Genomic DNA, 16,303 nt, shown 5'->3' with positions numbered 1-16,303 from the left:
TCCGGGCGCGCTCAGTCCCAGGGGACGTGCCGGTACGGGCTGCCCGGATCGGTGGTGAGCGTCAGGTGCGTGGCGAGCGAGGACCCGTACCAGCGCCCGAACTCCTCCTCGTCGAAGTGCAGGCAGCGCCCCAGCGAGTACCCGGCGGAGAACTCCTCCCACGAGCGGTACGCCCCCCGGGCCGCCGCTCCCGCGCGGAGCACGGCGCGCTCGGCGTCCTCCAGGGTGCCGTAGCGGGTGGCGAGCCCCCAGCGGGCCATCTGGGAGGCGCGCCCGAGGTCCCAGGCGTGCACCGAGCGCACCCAGCCGTCCTCGGGGAGCAGCCCGTCGGCCCGGAAGCGCTGCTCGTAGCGGGCCATCCGGCCGATGAGCCGCCGCACCCCGGCGATCTCTCCCTCGACCTCCGCGACCGGCCGGGGCGCGGCGACGGTCACCCCGTCGGGCGTGAGCTGCGGCTCGGCGGCCTTCTCGGCGCCGTGGCGCAGGCTGGCCTCGGCGGCGTCGCGCCAGTGCTCGACTTCGACGGGCCCGGCGAAGTCGGAGACCAGCACCCGGCGCACGCGGAGCGCGTACTCCCAGACGGGGCTGACGATCTCGGCGTTCAGCATCCGCTGGAGCACGTCGAGCCAGCCGGCGGTGTCCGTGACGCCCCAGGACTTGCGCAGCCGGTCGCGTTCATAGGTGTAGCCGTTGCCGTGGTAGGCGAGGGCGTTCCAGAACTCCCCGTTGGAGACGGCGAGATGGGCCCCGAGGGCCAGCCCGTGCGCGACGGGCCCGTGCAGCGGACCGCCGGTGTGCAGGGCGTGCAGCGTGCCGGGGGTCAGCCCCCAGACGGGGACCGCGTCCCAGTGGGCGCGCCAGCGGGCGCGGTCGGCGGGGGTGGTGGTGAGGTACGCCTCGGCGGGCGTGCCGGGGTTCACGGCGAGGTGGGCGGGGTCCCGGTGGTCCCAGGCGTTCGCGAACCAGGCGAGGCTCTGGCGCAGGAACACGGTGTCCGGGCCGGGGGCCGGGAGCATGCCCCGGGTGTAGACGGCGAGGCCGGCGGGGCCGGGGTGGAAGCGGGCCGCGCGGGGATCGGCGTCGACGTCGGCGCGGGGCTGCGGCAGGAACAGCTCGGCGCGCGCGAGGGCGTCGAGATAGCCCGGCCAGTCGCCGCGCCGCTTCGCCTCGTACAACTCCCTCTCGATCGCGCTCGGCGCCGTCCAGCCATCCATACGGGGGACCTTATACGGGCCCCGGGAGCGCGCACTCGGCCCACACGGTCTTCCCGACCACCCGCTGTGACGCCCCCCACCGCTGGGCGACGGCCTCCACGATCCGCAGCCCGCGCCCGTACTGGTCCTCGTCGGCCACCGCTCGCGGCTCGGGCCACCGCTCGCCCTTCGGATCGGTGACCGCGATGCGGAGCACTGCTCCGTCGAGCTGCACCTCGTCCCGGATGTACCGGTCCCGGATCGCCCCGTGCAGCAGCGCGTTGGTGACGAGCTCGCTGGTCAGCAGCGCCACGTCCGAAGCCACCCGGGGCTCCCCCCCCACGCGACGGCCAGCCACGCGGCCCATCGCCTGGCGGCGGGTACGGAGTCCTGGCGGGGCGGGTAGTTCCGTACGCCGTAGCGGGTGAGGGTGGTCATGGCACCTCCTGGTCGGGCGGTGGCCTGCCGGTGCCCGTGCGGGGGCATGCCGGTGCGCTTCCGCCAACTCTGCTTGTGCGGTGAGCAGTTCGTCACCGACGGTAGGGGCGGCCCGCTGCGGGGGCAAGCTGCTCGGGGAAAATGTTCCCCGTACGGTGAGGGTGTCGACTGGCCCCCGCCGGGGGCGCGAAACTGTCGCGGTGAACGGTGGAAGGCGAACAGACCAGGGCAACCGGGTGTCGACCGTGCTGGGCCGTCGGCTGGGCGGAGAGCTGTACAAGTTCCGTATGGCGGCGCGGAAGACCCAGCAGCAGGCAGCGCAGGCGATCAGCGCCACGACGACCAAAGTCACCAAGATGGAGAGCGGTTGGGTCCCGATGCGGGATCCGGACATCCGGGTGCTGTGCGAGTTCTACGGCGTGACCGACGCGGAGGTCGTGGGCGGCCTGCTGGATCTGGCGCGGCTGGACCGCGAACGCCGCAAGGCCAAGGGCTGGTGGCAGCAGATGCCCATGGTGGGCGGCTTCGGCGAGTACATCGCGATGGAGGAGGTCACCACTCGTATCCGCACGTGGCAGCCGGCCCTCGTTCCCGGGCTGCTTCAGACCCCGGAGTACATCAGGGCTTTGGGCGTCACCTCGAACTGGTCGCATCCGGACGAGATCGAGGCGTTGGTGACCTCACGGATCAAGCGGCAGGCGCGCCTGCGGGGTGAGCGGCCGATGGAGTTGCACGCCGTGTTGTGGGAGGCGGCGTTGCGGCACCAGGTCGGCAGTGTCGACGTGATGCGCGCACAGCTCGACCACCTGATGGAGATGGCGCAACTCCCGCACGTCCACGTGCAGGTTCTACCGTTCCTTGCGGGCAGGCACCACGGAGCCAAGGGCTCCTTCAGCATCCTCTCGTTCGCGGAGCCCGGGGCGCTGGACGTCTCCTACGCGGAGGCCATCGGCTCTACCCTGTGGGCAGAAGGGGCGGACGCCAATGCGGCTTACGCCACCGTGTTCGAGCAGGTTTCACGACTGAGCCTTGCACCGCGAGACTCGGTGAACCTGATCGAGGCCATCCGCAAAGGTGTGTAAGACCGTGAGCCACTTCGAGTTCGTGAAGTCCAGCTACAGCGACGACCAGGCCGACTCGGAATGCGTCGAAGTGGCCGTGAACGTGCCCGGCACAGTGGCGGTCCGGGACAGCAAGAGCGCGGACGGCCCCGTCATCGAGGTCGCCCCCACCGCCTGGGCGGCCTTCGCGGGGTCGCGTTGAGCGCCGGGATAACCGTCTACTGGCGGCCCGGGTGCGTCTTCTGCATGAAGCTCTGGAGCCGGCTCCGGCTGTCCGGCACCCCCTACCGCCCCGTGAACATCTGGCGGGACGCGGACGCGGCAGCCTTCGTCCGCAGCGTGAACGACGGCAACGAGACCGTCCCGACGGTCCGCGTCGTCTCCGCCTCGGGGGAGGAATCGGTCATGACCAACCCGAGCCTGGCCCAGGTACGCGCGGCCATGGGCTAGGCGGCCGGCACGCACGTGTAGCCGTCCGGAACCCCCAGCACGGCGATGAAGACCCAGACCATCACGGCGGACCCGGCGACACCTCCCGCCAGCGCGGCCGGCACGTTCCACCGGCTGCCCACGTAGCCGAGCATCGCGCCCCACCACGCCAGGGCGAGAAGCGTGAGGAAGGCTCCGTAGAAGAGCAGGGCGAGGCTGTTGGCCGAGGCGTTGATCCCCACGTCGCAGGCCCGCCAGACGGCCCCCAGCAGCTTGATCCCGATCAGCCCGGTGGCCAGCCCGGCCACGGGTATGAGCACACAACCGCCCCACTGCCCTCGCGTCATTCCCCCAGCTTGCCCGATGGGCCCCCGGCCTCAGCCGTGCCTCGGCGGGGTCGGCTTGTGGCCCGGGTAGACGTGGTCCGGGGTGACGATCTCGGTGATGGCCTCGCCGAAGAGGGTGCTGGGCTCCTGGCCGTCGTGCAGGGCGTCGGTGTTCAGGATGACCACCAGGGTCGCCTGTTCGTCCGGGAGGTAGACGCCGAGGCTCTCGTAGCCCGGGAGGGAGCCGTTGTGGCCGATCCAGCCCTGGACGTCGAACAGGCCCAGGCCGTAGCCGGCGCCCGGGATGCCGACCGAGGTGGTCTTCAGGCGCTCTGCCTGGGTCGCGGGCTTCAGGAGGGTGCCCGTCGCCAACGTTTTGGCCCAGCTGCGCAGGTCCTCCAGGTCCGAGATCATCGCGCCCGCCGCCCACGCCCACGAGGGGTTCCAGTCCGTGGCGTTCACGATGTCGCCGGACGCCGACTGGTCGGTGTAGCCCTGGGCGTGCGGGGAGGGGAAGGCCGCGTTGGTGGGGAAGAGGGTGTGGTGCAGCCCCGCCGGGTCTATGACCTGCTGCTTCAGGACCTGCTGGAGGGGCTGTCCGGTGACCTTCTCGATGACCAGGCCCAGCAGGATCAGGTTGGTGTTGGAGTACTCGAACTTCGCGCCCGGCGCGAAGTTCACCGGGTGCTTGAACGAGTAGGCGAGCAGCTGCTGCGGGGTGAAGGGCTGCGTCCCGGACGTGGTGAGCGCCTTGTCGAAGGCGTCGTCCTCGCTGTAGTTGAACAGGCCGCTGCGCATGCCGGCCAGCTCGCGCAGGGTGATGCGGTCGCCGTTCGGGACGCCGGACACGTATGTGCCGATGGGGTCGTCCAGGCCCACCTCGCCCTGGTCGACGAGGCGGAGCAGGGCGGTGACCGTGAAGGTCTTGGTCTGGCTGCCGATGCGGGTGTAGAAGTCCGTGCGCATCCGCGCGCCGGTGTCCTTGTCGGCCACGCCGAACGTCTTCACGTAGCTGCCCTTGCCCGGCGCCCACAGCCCCACGATCACGCCCGGCACCTTCGCCTCGCGCAGGGTGTCCTGGACGGCCTTGTCGAGCTTCGCGGCCACCTCGGGGGTGAGCTGCGGGAAGTCCCCGCCCGTGTCGGGCGATGGGGCCGCGGCGGCGCGGACCGGGGCGGGCGCCCCGTACGCGGGACCGGCGGCTGCCGGGGCGAGGAGCACTCCGGCGGCGGCCACGGCGGTGCAGGCCCGGCGCAGCCGGATGCGGGCGGTCGGCGTCATGGCGCGGCCTCCTGTCGTCCCCGAGGAGCGAAGGACAAGGCGTACCCAGCGTAGGTCCGCGTCCCCGGGGCCGCCCGGCGGGCGTCAGGCTGCGTCAGGCGGGCGTCCGGGGCCGGCGGTGCGGGCCGCGCCGCGCAGCCTGCGCCAGGTGCGGCCGACGGAGGCCGGCCCCGGCCGTGCCGCGGTGTCCCAGGTCCGGGCCGCCTCCGCGAGCGGCGGCGCGGGCTCGGCCGGCCGTCGCGCCCGCGCGGCCCGTGCGGCGAGCCGCAGGTCCTCCGGGCATGCCGTGTCGAGCACCGTCCGGGCACGCCCCAGCAGGACCGCGCAGGCGTCGGTGACCGCCGCCTCGCCCAGCGGCCGCGCCGGCAGGTCCAGCCCCTCGGTGAGCAGCCTCTCCAGGGCGGTCCGCAGGTCCTGGAGGCAGACGTCGCGGATGGTCAGCGACAGGTGCGCGGACAGCCCGGCCCCGCCCACCGCCCGGTGCGCGAAGCCGCGCGGTACGTAGAGCACGCCCCCGGGTTCGAGGACGCTGTGCAGGAGCCGCGGGGAGTGCTCGTCGTGGACGTACCAGGTCTTGCTGCCCGCCACCTGGAGGACGAACACGTCGGCGTCGTCGCGGTGCACCGCGAGGCCCTGGCCGCCGACGGGCGTGACGAAGAAGAACGCCTCCACGCGCCGGTCGAGCTCCTCGGACAGCCGTGCCACCAGATCGCCCGTCGGGCGGTGCCACTGGTCGACGCAGCGCAGCAGCAGCGTCGCCCCGGCGCGCAGCTGGGCGACGACCTTCGCACGGTCGGCGAAGCCGGTGTGCGTGACGCCGTTGACCACGCGGGAGGCGGTGTAGGCGTCGGGCGGTACGACGACCTTGTGGGAGCGGACCATCTCCAGGTAGGGGGTGCGCAGCAGGCCCGAGTCGAAGGCGGCGTCCAGCTCGTCGAGGTCGAACGGCGGGGCGGCCGGCGACGGTGTGAAGACGGCCGGCTCGCGCTGCCACCGGCGCTCGGCGAAGCACGCGACGTCGCCGACCCAGCCGGCCAGCGTGGGCGAGTCCATGAGGTGTCCCCAGGGCGTGCCCCCGGTCGTGCCATCGGTGGGGGCCGTTTCCGCCATGGGGATCCTGCCTCCGGGGGGAAGGACGTGGAGCGCCGACGCGCGGGACGCGGCAGGGGGATGCCGCGTCCCGCGCTGACTGGGGTGTTCGTCGCGGAGGCCGGCTGACCTGCGGCGACCTGAGACATGCTGGTCGCAGCCGCTGACGTTCGACTCACGCGCCGCTAACGCCCGCCCGCGGCCGGTCCGCCCAGTACGGTGGTCGTCCCAGGGCAACTCGGCTTCGGCAGGGGGCGGTTATGCGCGGCGGAACGGTAGCGGTGGTCGGCGGGAGCATCGCCGGGTGCGCGTTCGCCTCCGCCGCGGTACGGGCCGGGGCCGACCACGTCGTCGTACTGGAGCGCACCCGCGGGCGGCTCGCGGACCGCGGGGTCGGGCTGTGCGTGCACGACGAGCGCGCCGCCGAACTGGCCGCCGCCGGGGCGCTGCCCGGCGGGATCCCCGCGCACCGGCTGCTGCGCCGGCGGTGGGTGGTGCGGGATGCGGAGGCCGGGCCGGGCGGACGGCTCATCTGGGAGCAGCCGTTCCCGTTCCACTCGTACCACTGGGGACTGCTGTGGCGCGGGCTGCGCGGGGCGACGCCGGAGGAGGCCGTGTACCGGCAGGGCGTGGCCGTCGCCGGGGTGGCCGGGGACGGGGGCGCGGCCGAGGTGCGGCTCGGGGACGGCTCCGTCGAGCGGTACGACCTGGCCGTCGGCGCGGACGGGTACCGGTCGGTGGTGCGGGAGGCGGTGGCCCCGGGCGCCCGGCCGCACTACGCCGGGTACGTGTGCTGGCGCGGCAACCTCGACGCGGGGCTGCTGGAGGGGGCGGAGTCGTACCCCGAGTCGGTGACCACCGTCTGCTTCCCCGGCGGGAGCTGCGTGATCTACCGGATCCCCGGCCCGGACGGGCCCCGCGTGAACTGGGTGCTGTACGCGCCGCCCCCGCCGGACGGGCGGCTGCGCTTCGACGACCCCACCAGCTTCCCGCCGGGCGCGCTGACCCCGGAACTGCTGGACCACCTGCGGGCGTTGCTGGAGCGGGAGTTCCCGCCGTACTGGGGCCGGGCGCTGGCCCTCACCGACCCGGCGGACACCTTCGTGCAGCCCATCTACGACCTGGAGACCGCGAGCACCACCGCCGGCCGGCTCCTCCTCGCCGGGGACGCCGCCACGGTGGTGCGCCCGCACAACACCAGCGGCGCCGCGAAGGCGCTCCAGGACGCCACCGCCTTCGGGGCCGCGTGGGCCGGGGCGGGCACGTGGGAGGAGCTGCTGCGCGACTACCAGGCGGCCAGGGGCGCGGCCGGCCGGGAGCTGGTCGCGCTGGCGCGGCGGCTCGGGCGGGCGCAGGTGGAACGGACCCCGGAATGGGGGCGGATGAGCGGCGCCGAGGCCGAGGCGTGGTGGCATGGGCAGTTGGGCGGCGCCGCGGGCATCGGCGGCACGGCCATGACCCCTTAGGGTGCCGAACCCGCGTACGACCCCCGTGCTACCGCGCGACCGCGCGGCCCCCCTTGACGGGGGCATGCGGCGGGGAGACGCTCCCCGGGCTCATGACCGGGGGTTGCAGCTGGGGGGCCGGGGATGCCGGAGGAGTCTGTCCAGACGGTGGGGGAGCTGCGGGCGCAGCTCGTGGCGCGCGGGGCGCGCTGGACCGTAAGCGAGCACCTGTCGGACGCGGAGCCCGTGCCGAGGCCCGCCCTCGGCCTGGAGCCCGGGGTGAACCTGACGCCCGCCGCCGAGGCGGGCGCCGTGGACCTGCGGGCGCTCGTGGGCAGGGCGAGCGGCAACCCGCACCTGACCCGGCGCCGCGCCGCGAACGGGCTGCTCCCCGACACCGGGGCGGGGCCCGGGCGGCCCGCCGCCGTCGACTGGCGCAGCCGCTGGGGCTGGCCCTGGCTGACGAAGGTCAAGGACCAGAACCCCTGCGGCTCCTGCTGGGCCTTCGGCGCGGCCGGGCTCGTCGAGTCGATGGCCCGGATCGAGCACGACGTATGGGCGAAGCGCTCCGAGGGCGACGTCCACGACGGGCTGAAGTGCACCTGCGGTCAGGGGAGCAACCCGGAGACCGCACTCGACTGGATCAAGGACAACGGCGGCCTCGCCGACCCGGACTGCTGGCCGTACGGCACCCCGCCCCCCGGCCTCCCGGCCGAGCGGCGCGACGCCTGGCGCGCCGAGTACACGCCCAGCTGGGACCGCTCGGGCCGGACCGTCCGCATCGGCGACTACGTACGCCTCGGCGACGTCGAGCAGCAGAAGGTGTGGCTGGACACGGTAGGGCCGCTGACCGCCTGCTTCGACGTCTACGACGACTTCTTCGGGCTCGGATCGGGCGTCTACCACCGCACCAGCGACCGGCTGGCCGGCGGGCACTGCGTGCTGGTCGTCGGCTACGACGACGCGGCCGGCTGCTGGCTGTTCAAGAACTCCTGGGGGCCCGGCTACCACGTGGGCGGCTACGGCCGGATCGCCTACGGCGAGGTCAACATCGACTACTGGGCCAAGTGCGGCGTACGCGGCACCAACATCGACCCCTGGAGCAAGCGGCGCCTGCACGCGGGCAGCACCTACGAGAGCGGCAACGGCCGCGCCCACCGCAACTTCGAGATGGCGGCGACCGCCGCCGGCGGCCGGCTCCAGCACTGGTGGCGCGAGGGCGACGCCCCCTTCGCCTGGGCCCGCGGCCGGACCTACGCCTCCGACGCCTCCGGCCAGCCCGCGTTCACCGGCAGCACCTACAACCGGAACATGGAGTCCCTGCACGTCACCACCGGCGGCCGGCTGCGCCACTGGTACTACGAGCAGGCCTTCGGCGTCTGGCGCGACGGCGGCGCCTTCGGCCCGGGCGACGCGGCCATCGGCTCCACCCCGGCCTTCATCCAGAGCGACTACGGCAAGCCCGGCAACTTCGAGGTGGTCGTCCGCACCGCCGACGGCCGCCTCAACCACTGGTGGCGCATCAACGGCGCCCCCTGGACCTGGAACGACGGCGGCCGCTTCGCCTCCGGCATCGCCCACTACGGCCCCGCCCTCGTCCAGACCCGCTCCCGCACCCTCGACCTGGTCGCCGCCCGCACCGACGGCCGGATGCAGCTGTGGTGGCGTGACGACCCCAACGGCTTCGTCTGGCGGGCCGGGGAGGTCTTCGGCAGCCGGATCAGCTCCGCGCCCTGCCTGATCGAGGGCCAGTACGGGGCCGCCGACGAGGACACCGCCGGGAACTACGAGCTGTGCGTCGCCGGGGCCGACGGCCGGATCGAGCACTGGTGGCGGGGGAACGCGGCCGGCGCCCCCTGGGCCCGCGGCGCGGTCTTCGGGCACGACGCGCTCGCCGTCACCGGGATGCTCCAGGGCAGCTTCGGGTTCAACCTGGAAGTCCTCGTCCTGCGCACCGACCGCCTGCTCCAGCACTACTGGCGCGACGGCGCGGGCTGGCACGAGGGGGCGGTGATCGGCCCGGCGTGAACCACGAGGGAGGCGCTGGTGGAGGTACGCGGGATCGCGCTGCGCGCCGGGGAGTCGTACGAGCTGCGGCTCACCGGGCGCGGGGCGCGCGGCTACGTCTGGACCTGGCAGGTCAGCGGGAACGCCGACGCCGTGTCCGTGGCGGAGGTGACGGACCCCGGCCCCTCTTCCGCGGAGCCCGGCGCCCCGCTGGCCCGGACGTACGTGGTGCGCGGCCGCTGCCCGGGCGGGCGGGCCCGGATCCGCTTCGCGCAGATCCGGCCGCCCTACCCGCAGGAGGCCCCCTACGACGAGTTCGTCCTGGACGTCGAGGTCACCGGCGGGGCCTGAGCGCCCAGTGCTGCACGGCCTCCAGCGGGCCCCGGTCGAAGTACCGCAGCCACAGCCGGGACGCGGCGACCAGGAACAGGCTCACCGCCGCCCACAGGCCCATCACCCACCAGGGCCCGCTCCCGCCGAACCGCTCCGCCAGCCCGAGGCCGAAGCCGTAGCAGAGCAGTACGCACAGCAGGTTCTGGCCGACGTAGCAGGACAGGGCGGTGCGCCCGACGGAGCCGAGCGCCGCCGCGCCGGGTACGGCGAACCGGTCGAGGGCCCATCCGATCAGGCCGATGTACCCGACGGAGACCAGCGGCGCGATGCCGTAGCGGCCCAGGACGAAGAAGTCGGGGCCGCCCAGCTCGGCGGCGACGCCCAGCGGCAGTCCGAGGCCGAGCCCCCAGGCGGCCATCCGGCTGCGGATCCGGCGCCCGGCGGCGGTCGGGCCGAAGGCGCCGGCGCGGTGGAGGCGGACGCCGAGGAGGAAGAGGAACACCAGCAGCCCGAAGGTGAAGACGGGCTCGATGCGCAGGGCGAGGGCGTTGTCGAGCCGGAAGCCGATCTGCTCGGCCCAGCTGCCGTGCGCGTAGAGCCGTACGGCCTCCGGGTCCGGGGTCTCGGGGGAGTCCGGGGTGACCGCGTCGCCGAGGGTCACCAGCGTGATCAGCGTCAGGTGCACTCCGCCCGCGACCCACATGGAGACCCGGCGCACCCGCTCGGAGCGGGCCAGCAGCCAGGCCACCAGCAGCGCGGTGACGGCGTACCCCATCAGCACGTCCCAGGCGAAGACCAGGACGAAGTGGACGGTCCCCTCCAGGAAGAGGAACGCGGCCCGCCGCGGATAGCGGCCGGGCCACGGCTCGCCCCGGCGGGCGGCGGAGTCGAACTGGATGGCCAGGCCCACGCCGAACAGGATCGTCAGCAGCGAGAGGAACTTGCCGTCGGCCAGGAACCGGAACGTGGTCTCGGCGATGGTGGCGGCGGAGGGGTCGGCCACCGGGTCGGGCAGGCTCAGGCCGCCCTGGAGGACGCTCCACTCGGAGCCGGGCGAGGCGAAGATCCACACGTTGGTCATGAGCGTGCCGAGAATGGCGGCGCCGCGCAGGACGTCGAGGAGGGGCAGCCGGGCTGCGGTCGTCTCCGCCCGGGGTGTGACGAGGGTGTCGGCCATGGCTCCAGACTCCCGGCGCGGACGGCCCGCTTCTTCCTGCCGGTGGAGGAACGCGGGCTACATCCTTCGATGCAGTCACGGGCACCCGGCGTCCACATCGCGGACGGGACGGATCGTTGCACCCTTCATGTATCTATCCTGTGCGCATGCCATCAGCCACCCGCGCCGCCACCACCGCCGCCGACCGCGTCTACCGGCACGTCAAGCAGGGCGTACTGGACCGCCGCTACGAAGGCGGGATCCTGCTCACCGAGGGCGAGCTCGCGGAGGCCGTCGGGGTCTCCCGCACCCCGGTGCGCGAGGCACTGCTGCGGCTGGAGACCGAGGGACTGCTGCGGCTCTACCCGAAGAAGGGCGCGCTGGTGCTGCCGGTCTCCGCACAGGAGATCGCCGACGTGGTCGAGACCCGGCTGCTGGTCGAGGAGTTCACCGTGCGCAGGGCCGTCCCGGCCCCGCCCGCGCTGCTGGAGCGGCTCGCGGAACTGATGGCGGAACTGCGGCTGTACGCGGACCGGGGCGACCTCGCCGCGATGACCACCGCCGACCGGTGCTTCCACGCCGAGATCGTCCGCCACGCCGGGAACGAGATCCTCAGCCGGCTCTACGACCAGCTCCGCGACCGACAGCTGCGGATGGGCGCGGCCCTGCTGCACGCCCACCCCGACCGGGTGGAGCGCACCCTCGACGAGCACGCGGAGATCCTGGACGCCCTGCGCGCAGGGGACGCGGAGGCGGCCGCCGCGGCCGTACGCGGCCACGTGGGCCGGGTCGGCGCGCTGGTGCGGGGCGGCACCGGTGACGGCGGCGACGCACGCGACGCCCGTGACGGCGGTGGGCTCCGGTGACCGCCGAGCCGCCCGGCGGACGCAAGGCCGTCGCCGTCTGGTCCATAGGCGTCGCCGTCTACTTCGTCGCCGTCATCTTCCGCACCAGCCTGGGCGTGGCCGGCCTGGAGGCCGCGGACCGCTTCCACGTCAACGCCTCCGCCCTGTCCGCCTTCTCCCTGCTCCAGCTGCTGGTCTACGCCGGCATGCAGGTCCCCGTCGGCCTGATGGTGGACCGGCTCGGCACCAAGAAGGTGCTGACGCTGGGCGCCGTCCTCTTCACCGCCGGGCAGATCGGCTTCGCGCTCTCCCCCTCGTACGGCATGGCCCTGGCCGCCCGCGCCCTGCTGGGCTGCGGCGACGCGATGACCTTCATCTCCGTGCTGCGGCTCGGCACCCGCTGGTTCCCCGCCCGGCGCGGACCGCTGATGGCGCAGCTGGCCGGGCTCGTGGGCATGGCCGGCAACCTGGTCTCCACCCTGGTGCTGGCGCCCGTGCTGCACGGCATCGGCTGGGTGCCGGCCTTCGCGGGCAGCGCGGTCGCGGGGCTGATCGTCCTCGTCCCCCTCGTGCTGTTCCTGCGAGACCACCCCGAGGGGCACGGGCCGACGCCCGTCCCCCGGGGTGCGGGAGGCTTCGTACGCCGCCAGATCCGGGACTCCTGGCGCGAGCCCGGCACCCGGCTCGGCCTGTGGGTGCACTTCACCACCCAGTTCCCCGCGATGGTCTTCCTGCTGCTGTGGGGCATGCCGTTCCTCGTCGAGGCGCAGGGGCTGTCGCGGACCACCGCGGGCGGGCTGCTGACCCTGGTGGTCGCCGCGAACATGGGCTTCGGCCTGGTCTACGGACAGCTCATCGGCCGCCGCCCCGGCGCACGGCTGCCGCTCGCGCTGGGCACGGTCGGCGTCACGGCGCTGCTCTGGGCCTCCGTGCTGGTGTACCCCGGCGACCGGGCCCCGATGTGGCTGCTGGTCACGCTGTGCGTGGTGCTCGGCACCTGCGGGCCCGCCTCGATGATCGGCTTCGACTTCGCCCGGCCCGCGAACCCGGCCGAACGCCAGGGCACCGCGTCCGGCATCACCAACATGGGCGGCTTCCTCGCCTCCATGACCACCCTGCTGGCGGTCGGCGTCCTGCTCGACGCCACCGGGGACGACTACCGGATCGCCTTCTCGTCCGTGTTCGCGGTGGAACTCCTGGGCCTCACCCAGGTCCTGCGGCTGGCACCCCGCGCCCTGGCCCGCGAACGCGAGGCCCTCACCGTCCCCGCGGCCGCCGGGGGCAGCCCCCGGAAGGCCGCGCGGCCCGCGCCCCGCTGATCCCGCGCGCACCGGCGCCCGGGTGCGGGCGCCCGGTACTACGGGGTCACGGCGAACGCCCCGAGGATGGCGGTGGCCAGCTCGGTGTCGCCCTCCACCTTCACCCGGTCGGCGACCGTACGCGGCCGGACCCGGCCCGCGGCGAGCCGTACGTACGTCTCCCAGTCCATGGCCAGCGACACGTCCGGGCCCAGTGAGGGGGTCTTGTCGAGGGTGGCCCGGCCCGCCGCGTCCACCCGCACCGTCCGCAGGAACTCCACCGGCCCGTGCACGTCGATGACCACGGCCGAGTTCGGCGGGGCGCCCGCGCCCTTCGCGACCGCCTTCGGCAGCCCGGCGAGGAGGATGTCCCGCGCCACGAACGCGCCCGGCGAATCCCAGTTCCCCGGGACGCCCAGCGCCGTGCGCAGGTCCTGCTCGTGGATCCAGGTGTCGAAGGCGCGCAGCCGCAGCGCGAACTCCAGCGTGATCTGGTTGCCCTGCGGTCCGCGCACCATCGTGGTGGCCGGATCCCGCTTCTCGTTGCGCAGTTGGCGCTGACGCCGGATGACCGTGTACTCCAGCTCCGAGGTCATCTCCGGGGCGGTGTGGTGGCGGCGGACGTCAACCGGCACCTCCATGTACCGGGTGAACTCGTCCACCACGTGCCGCAGGTCGCGCGGGAGGGTGTGGATCGGCCGCGGGTCGCCGAGCATTTCCAGCTCAAGGCCGATGATGTGGGAGACGACATCGCGCACGGACCACCCGGGGCAGGGCGTCGGCAGGTTCCACTGGCCCTCAGGGAGGGGGAGGACCAGCTCGGTTATCGCCTCGATGGAGTGGGTCCACGCGTCGGCATAGGGCTCAAGGCTGGGATGGACGGTCAACGGGACCCCTCGCTGGCTGTTCAGTGGCGCGTTGTGGACTATTCCCAAAACTACGCTGCCGATGAGCACCCCGACAGCGCTTTCGTGTGACGATCGTAGGCCTTGAGTTGACCGGCTGACATGCCAGGACGGTGGTAAAGTGCGCGCCTCGCTGATCCAAATCGCGGTGCATGAAGGGGAGTCGGTGGCTTCCCGGCGGCAGCGGGCCGCCGAACTCGTCAGGGAGCAGAGCGGCTCCGATCTCGTCGTGCTGCCCGAACTCTGGACGGTGGGCGCCTTCGCCTACGAGCAGTTCGAGACGGAGGCCGAACCGCTGGACGGCCCGACCTTCGAGGTCATGTCCAAGGCGGCGTCGGACGCCGGGGTCTGGCTGCACGCCGGGTCGGTCGTGGAGCGGGCCGGCGACGGCTCGCTCTACAACACCGCCCTCGTGCTCTCCCCGTCCGGCGAGCTCGCCGCGACCTACCGCAAGATCCACCGCTTCGGCTTCGACCAGGGTGAGGCGGTGCTGATGTCCGCCGGTGACTCCCTGACCACGGTGACCCTGCCGGAACAGACCCTCGGCCTCGCCACCTGCTACGACCTGCGCTTCCCCGAGCTGTTCCGCGGGCTCGTCGACGCGGGCGCCACCACGATGGTCGTCTCCGCGGGCTGGCCGGCCCGGCGGCGCGAGCACTGGACCCTGCTGAACCGGGCGCGGGCGGTGGAGGACCAGTCGTACGTACTGGCCTGCGCGACCGCCGGCACCCACGCGGGCGTCGAACAGGCCGGGCACAGCCTGGTGGTGGACCCCTGGGGCGAGGTACTCGCGGAGGCCGGCCCGGGCGAGGCCGTCCTGACGGTGGACCTGGACCCGGCGAAGGTCGCGGAGACCCGGGAGCAGTTCCCGGCCCTGAAGGACCGCACCCTGGGCCGCCACCCGTAGCCCTCCGGGGCTCCGGCTCACCCGCCGGAGCCCCCGTCCTCCCCTTCCACCCCTTCCTCCCGCTCCTTCTCGGCCATTCTGATCACGCAGACGGCGAGCGCCACCAGCAGCGCCGCGTCCGCGTCCTCCCGGACCACGTCGACGGCGTACGTCTCGCGGAGCCGGTACCACTGCCGGGACACCAGCGCGAGCAGCTCGCCCTCGTACTCGACCTTGAACTCGCGGTCCAGGATCCGCCCGCTGACGTCGAGTTCGGTCCCCTCGGCCATGGTCACGCGGAAGTGGTTGCGCAGCAGCGAGAGCCGCTTGCGCCGGACCACCGCGAGCCGGACCCCGTCCCGCTCCAGGGTCATCGCGTCCCGCAGGGTGAAGAGCTTCTCCCGCAGGGTGAGAAGGATCCGCCCCCGCGGATCCTTCAGCTCAAGGGTGTCGCGGAAGCGCAGCGCCTTCCCGTCGGCGAGGAAGACGTGCCGGCCGTCCTCGTCCTCGATCCAGTAGTCGTCCCCGATGGCCAGCAGTTTGTCCCGAACGAGGTATTTCATGCGCTGATCGTTGCCCGGGATAGCTTTGCCCCATGCCCACGAAGCCCCGCACCCGCCTGCTCTACGTGACCGACCTCGCCTACCCCGCGCGCGGCCGCCGCTACTGCGACGAGGACATATTCCTCACCGCCCGGCTGCGCGAGCACTTCGACCTGGCCCTGTGCCACCCGCTGGACGCGCGCGCCCTCATGCCCGGCTTCGACGCCGTCGTCGTCCGCAACAGCGGCCCGGTACTCGGCTACCAGCAGGCCTACGACGACTTCCGCGCCGCCGCCCTCGCCGCCGGGACCCCCGTCTACAACCCGCTCACCGGTCGCGCCGACATGGCCGGCAAGCAGTACCTCCTCGACCTCACCGCCGCCGGGTACCCGGTGATCCCCACGGTGGACGACCCGGCGCACCTGCACCTGCTGCCGCCCGTGGACACGTACGCGGTCAAACCCAAGCAGGGCGCCGACTCCATAGGCCTCGCCTTCACCGCCACCCCGTCCGGGCCGGCGGGCGAGATCCTCATCCAGCCGCGGATCGACTTCGCGTACGAGGTGTCCTTCTACTTCGTCGACGACGCCTTCCAGTACGCCCTGTACGCCCCGGACCCCGCGCGCCGCTGGGAGCTCACCCCGTACGAGCCGACCCCCGAGGACCTGGCCTTCGCCCGCCGCTTCATCGACTGGAACACCCTCGACCACGGCATCCAGCGCGTGGACGCCTGCCGCGCCCCGTCCGGCGAACTGCTGCTGGTCGAACTGGAGGACCTGAACCCGTACCTCTCCCTGGACCTCCTCCCGGACCCGGCCCGGCACGCCTTCGTGACCGCCCTGGTCCACTCGCTGCACGCGTTCACCACCGCCTCCCAGGGCCGGCTGCCGCCATCCCGCACCTGTCCCGGGGAGGCCCGTGGGGCCGGGAGGGCGGGATGGCAAGCTTGAAACATGAACGATGCTGAACACCGGAGGCAAGGAACTGACCCTCGCTGACCTGCGAGGTAAGTGCCGCGTCGTAGATTTTTTGATTTCCTGAACCAATGTGCGCACTTCTCGCTAGCGTG

The 16,303-nt window shown here is 73.3% G+C and carries 18 protein-coding genes; 10 read left to right on the top strand and 8 right to left on the bottom strand.

Annotated features, from left to right (window positions below; all coding sequences use genetic code 11):
- Window positions 1-11: 11 nt before the first annotated feature.
- Both ACZ597_RS07030 and ACZ597_RS07025 read right to left on the bottom strand, forming a co-directional pair.
- Window positions 12-1,214: a DUF1266 domain-containing protein gene (locus ACZ597_RS07030; RefSeq protein WP_471325997.1), complete on the bottom strand. Its 1,203-nt coding sequence runs from the start codon at window positions 1,212-1,214 to the stop codon at window positions 12-14.
- A gap of 10 nt (window positions 1,215-1,224) precedes the next feature.
- Window positions 1,225-1,560 (bottom strand): ATP-binding protein, encoded by a 336-nt coding sequence (locus ACZ597_RS07025; protein ID WP_471325994.1) that lies wholly within the window; start codon window positions 1,558-1,560, stop codon window positions 1,225-1,227.
- Between the two features lie 307 nt (window positions 1,561-1,867).
- On the opposite strand from ACZ597_RS07025, the gene ACZ597_RS07020 reads away from it, so the two are divergent.
- Genes ACZ597_RS07020 through ACZ597_RS07010 form a run of 3 tightly spaced genes read left to right on the top strand, consistent with a single transcriptional unit; the run spans window position 1,868 to window position 3,142 of the window.
- Window positions 1,868-2,713: a DUF5753 domain-containing protein gene (locus ACZ597_RS07020; RefSeq protein ID WP_471325991.1), complete on the top strand. Its 846-nt coding sequence runs from the start codon at window positions 1,868-1,870 to the stop codon at window positions 2,711-2,713.
- 4 nt (window positions 2,714-2,717) lie between these two features.
- Entirely contained in the window at window positions 2,718-2,894 is a 177-nt protein-coding gene (locus tag ACZ597_RS07015; RefSeq protein ID WP_471325988.1) for a DUF397 domain-containing protein, read from the top strand.
- Window positions 2,891-3,142 (top strand): glutaredoxin domain-containing protein, encoded by a 252-nt coding sequence (locus ACZ597_RS07010; RefSeq protein WP_471325985.1) that lies wholly within the window; start codon window positions 2,891-2,893, stop codon window positions 3,140-3,142. The genes ACZ597_RS07015 and ACZ597_RS07010 overlap by 4 nt, the downstream gene beginning before the upstream one ends.
- Here the strand turns inward: ACZ597_RS07010 and ACZ597_RS07005 are convergent.
- From ACZ597_RS07005 to ACZ597_RS06995, 3 genes are all read right to left on the bottom strand, one after another.
- Window positions 3,139-3,441 carry a hypothetical protein gene (locus ACZ597_RS07005; protein ID WP_471325983.1) on the bottom strand — a complete coding sequence of 101 codons (303 nt, stop codon included), beginning with the start codon at window positions 3,439-3,441 and terminating at the stop codon, window positions 3,139-3,141. The two genes, ACZ597_RS07010 and ACZ597_RS07005, sit on opposite strands and share 4 nt — an antisense overlap.
- A gap of 57 nt (window positions 3,442-3,498) precedes the next feature.
- Window positions 3,499-4,728, bottom strand: a complete 1,230-nt coding sequence (locus ACZ597_RS07000; RefSeq protein WP_471325980.1) for a serine hydrolase domain-containing protein — start codon at window positions 4,726-4,728, stop codon at window positions 3,499-3,501.
- An 84-nt stretch (window positions 4,729-4,812) separates the two neighbouring features.
- On the bottom strand, window positions 4,813-5,781 hold the full coding sequence (locus ACZ597_RS06995; protein WP_471325977.1) for a JmjC domain-containing protein: 969 nt from the start codon (window positions 5,779-5,781) through the stop codon (window positions 4,813-4,815).
- A 296-nt stretch (window positions 5,782-6,077) separates the two neighbouring features.
- Here ACZ597_RS06995 and ACZ597_RS06990 point away from each other — a divergent pair, with 296 nt between their 5' ends.
- The 3 genes from ACZ597_RS06990 (at window position 6,078) to ACZ597_RS06980 (ending at window position 9,620) form a co-directional block, all read left to right on the top strand.
- Window positions 6,078-7,283 carry an FAD-dependent monooxygenase gene (locus ACZ597_RS06990; RefSeq protein ID WP_471325974.1) on the top strand — a complete coding sequence of 402 codons (1,206 nt, stop codon included), beginning with the start codon at window positions 6,078-6,080 and terminating at the stop codon, window positions 7,281-7,283.
- 123 nt (window positions 7,284-7,406) lie between these two features.
- A complete protein-coding gene (locus tag ACZ597_RS06985) occupies window positions 7,407-9,290 on the top strand; it encodes a C1 family peptidase (protein WP_471325971.1) in 1,884 nt (627 codons plus the stop codon).
- 18 nt (window positions 9,291-9,308) lie between these two features.
- A complete protein-coding gene (locus tag ACZ597_RS06980; protein WP_471325968.1) occupies window positions 9,309-9,620 on the top strand; it encodes a protease inhibitor I42 family protein in 312 nt (103 codons plus the stop codon).
- On the opposite strand, the gene ACZ597_RS06975 is transcribed toward ACZ597_RS06980, so the two are convergent.
- Entirely contained in the window at window positions 9,604-10,779 is a 1,176-nt protein-coding gene (locus tag ACZ597_RS06975; RefSeq protein WP_471325965.1) for a DUF418 domain-containing protein, read from the bottom strand. The genes ACZ597_RS06980 and ACZ597_RS06975 overlap by 17 nt on opposite strands.
- 146 nt (window positions 10,780-10,925) lie before the next feature.
- On the opposite strand from ACZ597_RS06975, the gene ACZ597_RS06970 reads away from it, so the two are divergent.
- Together ACZ597_RS06970 and ACZ597_RS06965 are read left to right on the top strand one after the other, a co-directional pair.
- Window positions 10,926-11,624, top strand: a complete 699-nt coding sequence (locus ACZ597_RS06970) for a GntR family transcriptional regulator (protein ID WP_471325962.1) — start codon at window positions 10,926-10,928, stop codon at window positions 11,622-11,624.
- Complete coding sequence (locus ACZ597_RS06965) at window positions 11,621-12,922, top strand: MFS transporter (protein WP_471325959.1); 1,302 nt, start codon at window positions 11,621-11,623, stop codon at window positions 12,920-12,922. The genes ACZ597_RS06970 and ACZ597_RS06965 overlap by 4 nt, the downstream gene beginning before the upstream one ends.
- Window positions 12,923-12,960: 38 nt before the next feature.
- Here the strand turns inward: ACZ597_RS06965 and ACZ597_RS06960 are convergent, their stop codons facing one another.
- Window positions 12,961-13,788 carry a maleylpyruvate isomerase family mycothiol-dependent enzyme gene (locus ACZ597_RS06960; protein WP_471325957.1) on the bottom strand — a complete coding sequence of 276 codons (828 nt, stop codon included), beginning with the start codon at window positions 13,786-13,788 and terminating at the stop codon, window positions 12,961-12,963.
- A gap of 139 nt (window positions 13,789-13,927) precedes the next feature.
- Here ACZ597_RS06960 and ACZ597_RS06955 point away from each other — a divergent pair, with 139 nt between their 5' ends.
- Entirely contained in the window at window positions 13,928-14,713 is a 786-nt protein-coding gene (locus tag ACZ597_RS06955; protein ID WP_471325955.1) for a carbon-nitrogen family hydrolase, read from the top strand.
- 17 nt (window positions 14,714-14,730) lie between these two features.
- Here the strand turns inward: ACZ597_RS06955 and ACZ597_RS06950 are convergent, their stop codons facing one another.
- Entirely contained in the window at window positions 14,731-15,255 is a 525-nt protein-coding gene (locus tag ACZ597_RS06950; RefSeq protein WP_471325952.1) for an LURP-one-related/scramblase family protein, read from the bottom strand.
- A 32-nt stretch (window positions 15,256-15,287) separates the two neighbouring features.
- Here ACZ597_RS06950 and ACZ597_RS06945 point away from each other — a divergent pair, with 32 nt between their 5' ends.
- Window positions 15,288-16,184: an ATP-grasp domain-containing protein gene (locus ACZ597_RS06945; RefSeq protein WP_471325949.1), complete on the top strand. Its 897-nt coding sequence runs from the start codon at window positions 15,288-15,290 to the stop codon at window positions 16,182-16,184.
- Window positions 16,185-16,303: the final 119 nt, after the last annotated feature.

The organism is Streptomyces sp. NPDC040718, assembly GCF_055593565.1.
Note: the sequence above shows the minus strand (reverse complement) of the source record. Positions and strands in the feature narration are given on the sequence as shown.

Bases quoted from the DNA above. Each gene is read 5' to 3' on its own strand.
- ACZ597_RS06990 (WP_471325974.1), top strand. From the start codon at position 6,078: ATGCGCGGCGGAACGGTAGCGGTGGTCGGCGGGAGCATCGCCGGGTGC.
- ACZ597_RS06950 (WP_471325952.1), bottom strand. From the start codon at position 15,255: ATGAAATACCTCGTTCGGGACAAACTGCTGGCCATCGGGGACGACTAC.
- ACZ597_RS06995 (WP_471325977.1), bottom strand. From the start codon at position 5,781: ATGGACTCGCCCACGCTGGCCGGCTGGGTCGGCGACGTCGCGTGCTTC.
- ACZ597_RS07030 (WP_471325997.1), bottom strand. From the start codon at position 1,214: ATGGATGGCTGGACGGCGCCGAGCGCGATCGAGAGGGAGTTGTACGAG.
- ACZ597_RS07000 (WP_471325980.1), bottom strand. From the start codon at position 4,728: ATGACGCCGACCGCCCGCATCCGGCTGCGCCGGGCCTGCACCGCCGTG.
- ACZ597_RS07025 (WP_471325994.1), bottom strand. From the start codon at position 1,560: ATGGGCCGCGTGGCTGGCCGTCGCGTGGGGGGGGAGCCCCGGGTGGCT.
- ACZ597_RS06975 (WP_471325965.1), bottom strand. From the start codon at position 10,779: ATGGCCGACACCCTCGTCACACCCCGGGCGGAGACGACCGCAGCCCGG.
- ACZ597_RS06945 (WP_471325949.1), top strand. From the start codon at position 15,288: ATGCCCACGAAGCCCCGCACCCGCCTGCTCTACGTGACCGACCTCGCC.
- ACZ597_RS06985 (WP_471325971.1), top strand. From the start codon at position 7,407: ATGCCGGAGGAGTCTGTCCAGACGGTGGGGGAGCTGCGGGCGCAGCTC.
- ACZ597_RS06970 (WP_471325962.1), top strand. From the start codon at position 10,926: ATGCCATCAGCCACCCGCGCCGCCACCACCGCCGCCGACCGCGTCTAC.